This window comes from Nocardia sp. NPDC057455 (genome assembly GCF_042802775.1).
GTDB lineage: Bacteria > Actinomycetota > Actinomycetes > Mycobacteriales > Mycobacteriaceae > Nocardia.
The window spans coordinates 21686-31257 of sequence record NZ_JBHVDM010000084.1 but is presented as its reverse complement, the minus strand read 5'-3'; the positions used below and the strand labels follow the sequence as shown (position 1 = coordinate 31257).

At 66.6% G+C, this 9572-nt stretch carries 10 protein-coding genes and 2 pseudogenes; 5 read left to right on the top strand and 7 right to left on the bottom strand.

Going from position 1 to position 9572, the window contains the following annotated elements:
* Both ACFU5M_RS26885 and ACFU5M_RS26880 read left to right on the top strand, forming a co-directional pair.
* Positions 1-193 (top strand): annotated as a pseudogene (locus tag ACFU5M_RS26885) (hypothetical protein); the annotation flags it as partial.
* A gap of 375 nt (positions 194-568) precedes the next feature.
* Positions 569-1060, top strand: coding sequence for a hypothetical protein (locus ACFU5M_RS26880; RefSeq protein WP_379053636.1), 492 nt, complete (start codon positions 569-571; stop codon positions 1058-1060).
* 114 nt (positions 1061-1174) lie between these two features.
* Here ACFU5M_RS26880 and ACFU5M_RS26875 read toward each other — a convergent pair whose 3' ends face one another.
* Entirely contained in the window at positions 1175-1576 is a 402-nt protein-coding gene (locus tag ACFU5M_RS26875; protein WP_379053634.1) for a heat-shock protein HtpX, read from the bottom strand.
* A 76-nt stretch (positions 1577-1652) separates the two neighbouring features.
* Entirely contained in the window at positions 1653-2183 is a 531-nt protein-coding gene (locus ACFU5M_RS26870; RefSeq protein WP_379053632.1) for an ArsI/CadI family heavy metal resistance metalloenzyme, read from the bottom strand.
* 98 nt (positions 2184-2281) lie between these two features.
* Between ACFU5M_RS26870 and ACFU5M_RS26865 the strand changes: the two genes are divergently transcribed.
* Positions 2282-2641 carry an Rv2640c family ArsR-like transcriptional regulator gene (locus ACFU5M_RS26865; protein ID WP_379053630.1) on the top strand — a complete coding sequence of 120 codons (360 nt, stop codon included), beginning with the start codon at positions 2282-2284 and terminating at the stop codon, positions 2639-2641.
* Positions 2642-2656: 15 nt separating this feature from the next.
* Here ACFU5M_RS26865 and ACFU5M_RS26860 read toward each other — a convergent pair whose 3' ends face one another.
* Together ACFU5M_RS26860 and ACFU5M_RS26855 are read right to left on the bottom strand one after the other, a co-directional pair.
* Positions 2657-3352, bottom strand: a complete 696-nt coding sequence (locus tag ACFU5M_RS26860) for a hypothetical protein (protein ID WP_379053629.1) — start codon at positions 3350-3352, stop codon at positions 2657-2659.
* Positions 3353-3503: 151 nt separating this feature from the next.
* Positions 3504-3800: a hypothetical protein gene (locus ACFU5M_RS26855; RefSeq protein ID WP_379053627.1), complete on the bottom strand. Its 297-nt coding sequence runs from the start codon at positions 3798-3800 to the stop codon at positions 3504-3506.
* A 312-nt stretch (positions 3801-4112) separates the two neighbouring features.
* Between ACFU5M_RS26855 and ACFU5M_RS26850 the strand changes: the two genes are divergently transcribed.
* Positions 4113-5309: a helix-turn-helix domain-containing protein gene (locus ACFU5M_RS26850; protein WP_379053625.1), complete on the top strand. Its 1197-nt coding sequence runs from the start codon at positions 4113-4115 to the stop codon at positions 5307-5309.
* Positions 5310-5440: 131 nt separating this feature from the next.
* Positions 5441-5899 (top strand): annotated as a pseudogene (locus ACFU5M_RS26845) (SRPBCC family protein); the annotation flags it as partial.
* 220 nt (positions 5900-6119) lie between these two features.
* On the opposite strand, the gene ACFU5M_RS26840 reads toward ACFU5M_RS26845, so the two are convergent.
* The 3 genes from ACFU5M_RS26840 to galK all read right to left on the bottom strand — a co-directional run bounded on the left by ACFU5M_RS26840 (position 6120) and on the right by galK (position 9468).
* A complete protein-coding gene (locus tag ACFU5M_RS26840; protein ID WP_379053623.1) occupies positions 6120-6374 on the bottom strand; it encodes a hypothetical protein in 255 nt (84 codons plus the stop codon).
* Between the two features lie 12 nt (positions 6375-6386).
* Complete coding sequence (locus ACFU5M_RS26835; RefSeq protein ID WP_379053640.1) at positions 6387-8078, bottom strand: sodium:solute symporter family protein; 1692 nt, start codon at positions 8076-8078, stop codon at positions 6387-6389.
* Positions 8079-8343: 265 nt separating this feature from the next.
* Positions 8344-9468 (bottom strand): galactokinase, encoded by a 1125-nt coding sequence (gene galK, locus ACFU5M_RS26830; RefSeq protein WP_379053621.1) that lies wholly within the window; start codon positions 9466-9468, stop codon positions 8344-8346.
* Positions 9469-9572: the final 104 nt, after the last annotated feature.

The following is a 9572-nucleotide window of genomic DNA, read 5'->3' as shown; positions in this document are numbered from 1 at the left end:
CATCGTCGGCATGTTCGGCCCGTTCATCCCGGCCGCCGCCGTCGGCTGCCTCGGCGGCATCGTCGCCGTCGGCGCCCTCGGCACGGTCGCGGGTCAGATCCTGGTGACGGCCCCGGTCGCCGTCGGCGCGGCGATCATGTACTTCAGCACGATCAACTCGCCCATGCCCAAGGCACCCGAACCGCAGAAGTAATGCTCTCGCCCCGGCACCGACTCCGGTGCCGGGGCTTCGACCGCGATTCCAGCCTGCGTTTCTCGACTGCCCGGCGCGGTGGCGGCGAATACCGGACAGGCTCGGCGCATCACATATCAGGCCGTCGAGCGGCAGTTCCGAGTGGGCGCGGGCAGCGCGAAGTACAGGGGGAAAAATCCGACCGCGAATACGAAAATTTCTCATACCCGACACCTATCGACAGTGCTCAGGTTGAGGGTGAAAGATCATACCTGACGGTCGATGTCGCCCGTCCGGGGGAAATCCAAACACATCGTCTGATGATTGGACTTCCAAATGTTTATCAAGAAACTGGTGGCTACCGCCCTGATGGCGATCGCGTCAACGGGCATAGCAATGGCCACAGCACATGGTGAGGGCACCCTGGCAAGCCTCACGTTGAACGGGGTGGATGGGCCTATCGCCTACACCACAACCCTGGCCGCCGATCACCGCAGCGCAGTCATCGATCTCGCTTCCGGCAGATTCGAGGTCGCGCCGGGCGCGGTCAACGTTCTCGCCGATGACGGCGCGATCGTCGGCGCGATCCCGACGACACTGCGTATGGAGACCGGCCAGAACTTCAGCCTCACACCGTCGCTCGACCCGTCGGGTAGGACCCTGACGATGACACCGGCGGCAGGCGTGCCGTCACCCGCTGCGGTCACACCCGAGGTACAGGGCCTGATGCACGACGCCCTGCTCGGTGGAGCGCTGCTCGGTGCGGCGATCGGGTGCGCGATCGGCATCGCCATCGGCATCTGGTTCTTCGTCGTCGGCGCCGTCATCGGTTGCGCGGTCGGCGCAGCCGTTGGTGCGTGGTTCGGCTTCTTCTTCCTCCCGTTCTGATCGATCTCCGGAGGAACCGAATTCAAGTTCTCGACATGAGCCGGGCGGGTCACGAACCCGTCCGGCTTTCTCTGTGGAAAGCGCGTCGATGGCCCCGATACGCGGCGGCCTACGTCACGTCGTCGTAATTCCGAGGTCGGCGAGCAGGGTGCGTACATGCCGTTCGATCTGGTGGCGGATGGCATGCACGGTGTCGTGATCTTGTCCGGCCGGGTCGTCGAGTTTCCAGTCGAGGTAGCGTTTTCCGGGGTAGTAGGGGCAGGCGTCGCCGCAACCCATGGTGATGACGACATCGGAGGCTTCGACGGCTTCGGGGGTGAGGATCTTCGGTTTCCGGTCGGTGATATCGATGCCGATCTCGCGCAGCATATCGGCGACCACGGGATTGATCCGGTCGGCGGGCGCGGAGCCGGCCAGTTCGGCGGCGGCATCGGTGGTCAGCGGTTGCTGGACCAGGGGCGTGACCTCACACGATGGTGAGGTCACGCCCATCATCGGCAACTTCGGTTTCGACACGCATCGATATTGATAGATATCGAAGCCGGAGGCAAGCGAACATTCAGTGAACTCGCTGCTCGCGAGGAGTGCGAGATCAGTGGCAGCAGGTCGCCCCGGAGGCGACCGCTTCCTTCTTCGCGTTCGAGCCGCAGCACGCTCCTTCCGTCGCGGCCTCCTCGGCGGTACCGCAACATGCCTGGACCGCCTCGGCGTCGGAGAGTTCGGACGCGCTCTCCGATTCAGGCGCGACACCGAAGGTGTCACTGTCGGCGAGGACGGTGTAGACCTCCCAGCGTTCGGCGTCCGGAGCAGTGACCCACACCTTGTCCTGCGTGGCGAAGCAACAGATGGTGGCGAGCTGCTCCTCGGTGAACAATCCCGCCTCGGACAGGCGAGCGATCTCGGCGTGCACCTGGTCGGAGCTCTCGACCTCGACGCCGAGGTGGTTGACGCTGCCGCCGTGGCCGGGGTTCTCGATCAGTACGAGTTTCAGCGACGGTTCGGTGAGGGCGAAGTTGGCGTAGCCGGGCTTGCGCTTGGCGGGCTCGGCGCCGAAGAGGGTCGAGTAGAACTGCACGGCCCGGTCGATGTCGTCGACGTTGAGGGCGAGCTGGATGCGGGACATGACTACCTCCACTTGTGTGACATATATCGAAGAACTGGTCCGGTGCCGAGTCTGCCACCTTTTCGACATATGTCAATAAAGTCGGTAGGGTTGATCACATGCCCAAGACGCTGCCCGTGATCGACATGTCCACCCCGGTCTGCTGCGCGCCGGTCGCGGCCGGACCGGTCGACGACGCCGCCGCGCTGGAAGTGGCGCTGCGCCTGAAGGCGATCGCCGACCCGGTGCGCGTGAAGTTGTTGTCCCTGCTGCTGACCAGCTCTCCCGGCGAGGAGAACGGCGGCGACCTCGCCACAGCGGTGGGACTGTCGGAGTCGACGGTCAGCCATCACCTCGGCCAACTCCGCAAGGCCGGTCTCGTGGACTCCGAACGCCGCGGCATGAACACCTTTCACCGCGCCCGCCGCGACGCCCTGGCAGCACTCTGCGTAGTCCTCGACCCCAACTGCTGTCGCTGAAGGCGACGAGAAAGACTACTTCGGGAGGGTGGATACACACTCGTACATGTGGTTGTCGTAGGAGGCCCTGGATGCGAAGGAGGGCAATCCCGCAACGCTCCATAGCATTCGGATGTCTTCGGTGGCGGGGATGTACGTTTCGCTGCCGTCGCAGTTGCAGTAACTGAACGAGGTTCCGCCGAAGTTCTTGCCCGAGGAGTTCAGCGAGCCGGACATCGCTTCCACGAACGCGGAGAATCGCGCCGAATCACTGGACTCCTCCTCCGCTATCCTGGCGGCATTTTGCGACCAGCCATCGTATTGCTGGATCAACGAGCCGGAAGGCGCCGGTGTACCGGCTGGGAAAGCGATGGCCTCGTAGACACGAGGGCGGTCGCTGAATCCCGTCATCGTCCAATAGATCGATGAGGCATCGCCACTATCGGTGGTGTTGTTGCCGTCCGCCGTGTGCAGGACGCCGCACGCGTGGACGTCCAGGTTCAAGCCGAGGCGGCTCAGCCAGCCCGGCAGCGCGTCCGCGAACTGGTGGACACATGCGTTGTCGTCGCTGCCGTTCTCTTCCGCCCCTGTTGCTGCGATCAGGCAGCCGAACCGAAACGTGTCGAACGCGTCGGCCCGGCCCCCGTTGGAGGCCTGGATGCGATTCTTCAGTGCCTCGGGATTCCGCATCTCGCTCCGGGTGGGCATCTCGAGAATATCGACCTTCTTCATTCGGACCCTCCTCGACTCGATGGTCATGTGTAGTCGCCGTTACGAAAGCGGTCACTGCCGCATCCACAAGAATGGCGCAGCGCGTTCTCGGGTGTCCTCGCACATTTCGGGTGGTCCTCGCACCTGGCCCGAGGTGGCTGCGCGAAGGGCGTCAAGTGGTGTGGCGGTCGACGAGGAGGGGGATCAAGAGGTCGAGCGGGGACAATTCCGGAGCCGCGTTCTCGAGAGGGTGATCGAGAAGGGGGGCGGCGTAGAGGCGGCCGGTATCGGGTCCGGCCACCGTTCGGGCACTGGCGATCAACTCGTAGAGCACGATCGCGACCACGTGAGCGCGCTGGTCGCTGGGCTGCCCGCCACGGCGGGCGGCGACCGTCAGTGCCGCGTCGACAGCGACGATGACATCGGTGAGAACGGCTATCTCGGCCTCGGCGCGTTCGTCGTAGATCATAAGGTCGTCTCCCGGTCGCGCGGGTGGTCGTCGACCACAGCGGGACAACGGCGTGCCCCCATCAGGAATGTTTTGCACTGACAGGCCCTTCGCGATCGTCGGTCGAGCCGGAACCGGGGCCGGAACTCCGGCCGCCACGATGTGTCGTGCACGAAGCGGACGTCCCGCGACACAGGTTCGGTTGTGCGACAGGGTTTCCCGGTTCCAGGTACACAGGCCACAATGCCGGTGCAAAATGCCTGGTGGAAGGCAGCGGACACGCAGGTTCGAGCAATCGGCAGCAACGACCGTTCAGCAGGCCGAGGGGGCACCGTGGCAGAAGTGACGATGTGGACCGGCGCGGATGTGAAGACGCTCCGCCACGCGTGCAGGTTGACGCAGAGCGAACTCGCGGAGCTGCTGCGTTGCGGTCAACGGACGGTGAGCTTCTGGGAAAGCCGACCGGACCGTCACGTCGGAATCGGCCACCAAGCGCGCCTGGACAGCGTGTTGCACGACGCGGACCGCGGAGCGCAGAAGCGTTTCCGGGCGTTGCGTGGCGACCTGGACGTGCATCGGCGCCAGAAGATCGCCGCTACCGCCACCGTCATCGGCGCGGCGACGATGAGCAGAAGCGGCGGTTCTCCGACCGTCACGGCCGACGCGATCGGCCATCTACGGAACACTGTGCACTCCGCACAACTATTGGACGATCAGCTGGGGTCGGAGGCGGTTCGACCGATCATCGAGGCCCAGGCACGGACATGCGTGTCGCTGCTGCGCGACTGCCCGGCGAACTTACGCCCGGCACTGCAGTCGTTGACCGCAGAGGCCATGGCCAGCAGCGCGTGGTCGGCGTGGGATCAGGGCGATCTGGACCACGCGGACAGGCTGTTTCGCATCGCCTATCAGCACGCGGACGAATCCGGTGAGATCGATATCGCGACCGGCATCCTCTGCCATAGAACCCAGCTCGCGGTTCAGCTGCGCGAATTCCGAACTGCCGCGGCCCTCGCGGACGGAATGCTGCGGCCGCGAGTTCGGGACGGTCGCGTCGAAGACTTCCGCAAGCTGTGCGCCGCACAGGCATTCGCGTCCGCCGGACGGAACTTCGACGCGTGGCGGCAGCTGCTTCGAGTACGCGACGAGTTCACCGCGCAGACGACGCCGGACGAGTCGTACTGCTACTACCAGAGTGCCTGGACGACCGGCGCCATGACCGCCCGCTGCCTGGAAACCGGTGGCGAGTTCGGTGCGGCGGCCGACACGATCGACGGAGTGCTGGGACTGATCCCGGCCCATGCGGCCCGCGACCGGGCCTTGTGGAATCTCAGTCTGGCACAACTGACGGTGCCACGCGATGTCGACCGGGCGTGCGCGGCCGCCAGGCACGCGCTCGAACTGGCCGCGCAGAACACCTCGCCGAGGCTGCGCCGCGCGTACGCGCAGACCCGGGCGAGATTCGAACCGTGGGCCAGGACACAACCGGTCCGAGAGCTGGACATCTACGCGGCGACCGCACTTGCGTAGACCTCCTCCTGTTTGCCCTCCCACCCCCCGGGTAAGCGATGAATGTCCCGAGTCGCCCCCAAGGGAGCGCTTGTCAACCGAAAGACGCCCGTCCGCACGATGGTGTGAGTGGGCGAAGAAAGGGGTAGCAAGTGAGCACAATGGCCGCCACGGTGGACGTCGAAGTTCCGGTTCGTACCGCCTACAACCAGTGGACGCAGTTCGAGTCGTTTCCGCATTTCATGGAGGGTGTCGAAGCGGTGGACCAGCTCGATGACCGGCACACGCACTGGCGTGTCCATGTCGGCCCGTCGACGCGAGAGTTCGACGCGACGATCACCGAGCAGCATCCGGACGAACGGATCGCCTGGAAATCCGACAGCGGACCCAAACACGCGGGGGTCGTCACCTTCCATCGGCTCGACGACACCCACACCAGGGTGACCGCGCAGATGGACGTCGATCCCGAAGGGTTCGTGGAAAACGTCGCCGACAAGCTCGGGGTGCTGAAGCACCGAGTCAGCGGTGACCTCGAGCGCTTCAAGCACTTCGTCGAAGAACGAGGACGCGAAACAGGCGCTTGGCGCGGCGATATCCCGCGACCGGGTGCCGGAGATACCGCCACGGAACGCGGCGCGACCCCCCGCCCGGGCGCCGGCGGAACCGGCACCCCCGGTGTCGGCGGGACCGGCACGCCGGGAGTGGGCGGAACCGGTATGCCGGGAGCCGGTGGAACCGGTATGCCCGGCGCCGGCGGAACCACCCGTCCCTGACGCCTGAACCGCGCGACAATCAGTGCCCCCCGGGGATTTCCCGGGGGGCACCGTCGTGTCACGCGGAATCGCGCTCCTCCTCGGCGCGGTCCGCCGGGCGTGGTTCGGGCGGCACCTGAACCGGACGCAGCAGCACCCAGGCCACGAAAGCCAGCGCCACCACCCCCATGCCGAGCCCGGCCCAGAGGTTCACGTGGATCCCGCCGGTCTTGGCCTCCTCGGCCGCGGTGTCGTGCACCAGGCCGGTGACGACCAGAACGACCGAGTAGCACCCGAGCAGCGCGCCGACGATGGTGCGGATATCGAAAAGCATTGCGGCGTCTCCTTATCCGACGACAACATTGAGCACGATGACAAGCGCGAGCGCGATGCCCGCCAGCAGGACCGGGCGCTGGTACCAGGGCAGCGTGCCCGCCTCCGGATCGGTGCGGACCTCCTTCGGCGTCTCCGAGTACACCAGCCCGACCAGTTCGGATGCCGGCTTCGGCTGCGTCACCTGGGTGACCAGGACGCTGACCACGATATCGACCACGAAGGCCGCACCGGCGGCGACGAAACTGGCACCTTGCCCGGACAGTTCGAAGACGTCTGCCTCGTGCAGAAGGAAAACCAGGATGGCCGAACCGGTTCCGCAGACCAATCCCATCCAGCCCGCGGTCGGTGTCATCCGCTTCCAGAACATGCCGAGGATGAATGTGGCGAACAGCGGCGCGTTGAAGAAGCTGAACAGGGTTTGCAGGTAGTCCATCATGTTGCTGAATCCGGACGCGATGAACGCGGTGAAGATCGCGGCCACGGTCGCTCCGATGGTGGCCAACCGGCCCACGCCGAGGTAGTAGCCGTCCGGGCGGTCGCGTCGCACGTACTGCTGCCACAGGTCGTAGCTGAACACGGTGTTGAACGCGGAGATGTTGGCCGCCATGCCCGCCATGAACGCCGCGAGCAGGCCGGCCAGCCCCACCCCGAGCAGTCCGTTGGGCAGCACGTCCTTCATCAGGTACAGCAGCGCCTGGTTGTAGGTGGTGTCGCTCTCGAAGTCCGGATTCGCGGTCACCGCCGCTTTGTACTCCGACATCTGCGGCACCAGGACGGCGCTGATCATGCCGGGAATGATGACGATCAGCGGGATGAACATCTTCGGGTAGGCGCCGATGATCGGCGTGCGCCGCGCCGCCGAGATGGAATGCGTCGCCATGGCGCGCTGCACCTCGACGAAATTGGTGGTCCAGTACCCGAACGACAGCACGAACCCCAGCCCGAAGACGATGCCGAGAATCGACAGGAAGTCGTTGCCGAACCCGCTGAGCGCGTCGCCCGGCCAGGACTCCAGTTGTTGCGGCCCGCCCGGCGACGCCGTGACCTTGTCGCGAAGACCGTCCCAGCCGCCGATCTTGTGCAGTCCGACCAGGGTCAGCGGCAGCAGCGCGGCGACGATGACGAAGAACTGGAGCACCTCGTTGTAGATCGCCGCCGACAGACCGCCGAGAGTGATGTAGGACAGCACGATCACCGCGGCCACGATCACCGAGACCCACAGCGGCCAGCCCAGCAGCACGTTCACGATGGACCCGAGCAGATACAGGTTGACCCCGGCGATGAGGATCTGCGCGACGGCGAAACTCAGCGCGTTCACCAGATGTGCGCCGGTGCCGAAACGGCGGCGCATGAACTCCGGCACGCTGCGCACCTTGGAGCCGTAGTAGAACGGCATCATCACCACGCCGAGGAACAGCATGGCCGGAACCGCGCCGATCCAGAAGTAGTGGAAGGTCGGGAACCCGTACTCCGCGCCGTTGGCGGACATGCCCATGATCTCCACCGCGCCGAGGTTGGCGGAGATGAAGGCCAGACCGGTCACCCAGGCGGGCAGCGAGCGCCCGGACAGGAAGAAGTCGATGCTGGAGGACACGCGCTGCCTGGCCAGCAGGCCGATGCCGAGCACGAACACGAAATACAGGGCGACCAGCGCGTAGTCGACCGGCTGCGCGTCCAGCCGGAGGGTCTCGGCGGCTTCCAGATGCGGGGGCGAAGCGGCCAGGTGCAGGTCGGACACGATCGGCACGGCGGCTAGAACGGACGGATCGGCGAGCGGCACAGCGTTCCTCCTGGCGGTGAAACCGGGGCGACGAGCGAGATCGTCCGTCGTGCGAGCGCGTGCGTCGTGCTGGTCTGCCCGGCGCGCGCGACCTCCTCGTCGCCCGCCGAATGGTGTCGGCTGACACCACTCTGCGTGATCATGCCCTACCGGCGCGGCACATTCGCACACAAATCCGGTCGGTCGCTCAGCCGACCCGGCCCGCTCCGGCGGCGGGAGAAACCACGAACGTGCGCGGACCGGGCAGGCCCACGTCGGCGAAGCGCCGCCGCACCGCCTCCCCCACCGCCTCGGTGTCCTCCTGGTCGACGAGCGTGATGACGCTTCCGCCGAACCCGCCGCCGACCATCCGCCCGCCGTGCGCTCCCGCGGCCAGCGCGGCGTCGACCGCCGCGTCGAGCGCTGGGGTGGACACATCGAAGTCGTCCCGCAGCGAAGCGTGTCCCGCGGTGAGTATCGGGCCGATTCCGCGCGGGTCGATGCCTTCACGCAATTTCTCGGCAACCGCAAGCACCCTGGCGTTCTCCGTCACGACGTGCCGGGCGCGGCGGCGCAGCACGTCGTCGGCGATCCGGTCGACGTCGGCCGCCGCCACATCGCGCAAGGCGGTGACGCCCAGCGCCCCGGCCGCCGCCGCGCACTGGTCGCGACGCTCGGCGTAGCGTCCGTCGACCAGTTCGTGCGGTTGCCCGGTATCGATCACCAGCAGCTCGAGTCCGAACGCGGCGAGATCGAAAGGGATCTGCTCGTGCCCGGTCCCGCGCGGCGCGGTGGTGTCGGCGGCGAATGCCCGCACGTCCAGCAAGAGCGCGTGGCCGGCCGTGCACAGCATCGCGGCCGACTGATCGAGCAAGCCGGTCGGCGCGCCGACGTAGTCGTTCTCGGCGGCACGGGCCACATCGATCAACGCCCGGTCGGTCAGGCCGGGGGCGAACAGGTCGCGCAGTGCGACGGCCACCGCGCAGGACAGGGCCGCCGAGGACGACAGCCCCGCACCGATCGGCACCGCGCCGTCGAGGTCGAATTCCACACCGGGAATCCGGTGCCCGCGCCGGGTGAACTCGGCGACCACGCCGAGCGGATAGCGCGCCCACCCGGGTACGCGGGCCCGCTGTCGCGCGAGATCGGACACCGCGACGAGCACCGGCTCGCCGGGCCGCTGCCGGGAGCCCACCCGCACCCGCCCGTCGCTGCGCGCCGCGGCCGCGCACCGCACCACCAGCGGCAACGCGATCGGCAGGACGTATCCGTCGTTGTAGTCGGTGTGCTCACCGATGATATTGACCCGCCCCGGCGCCACCCATGTCCGCAAGCTCGTCCCTCGCTGTTCTCGTCGGTCGTGTCAGGGTACGAGACACGCCGACCGAGCGTTGTTTTCGGCGCGCTCCGCTGCGCGATCGGCGTTCGTGACGCACA

Excerpts from the sequence above, each read along its gene's own strand:
- ACFU5M_RS26860 (WP_379053629.1), bottom strand. The coding sequence starts at position 3,352 with ATGAAGAAGGTCGATATTCTCGAGATGCCCACCCGGAGCGAGATGCGG.
- ACFU5M_RS26870 (WP_379053632.1), bottom strand. The coding sequence starts at position 2,183 with ATGTCCCGCATCCAGCTCGCCCTCAACGTCGACGACATCGACCGGGCC.
- ACFU5M_RS26865 (WP_379053630.1), top strand. The coding sequence starts at position 2,282 with ATGCCCAAGACGCTGCCCGTGATCGACATGTCCACCCCGGTCTGCTGC.
- ACFU5M_RS26855 (WP_379053627.1), bottom strand. The coding sequence starts at position 3,800 with ATGATCTACGACGAACGCGCCGAGGCCGAGATAGCCGTTCTCACCGAT.
- ACFU5M_RS26840 (WP_379053623.1), bottom strand. The coding sequence starts at position 6,374 with ATGCTTTTCGATATCCGCACCATCGTCGGCGCGCTGCTCGGGTGCTAC.
- ACFU5M_RS26880 (WP_379053636.1), top strand. The coding sequence starts at position 569 with ATGGCCACAGCACATGGTGAGGGCACCCTGGCAAGCCTCACGTTGAAC.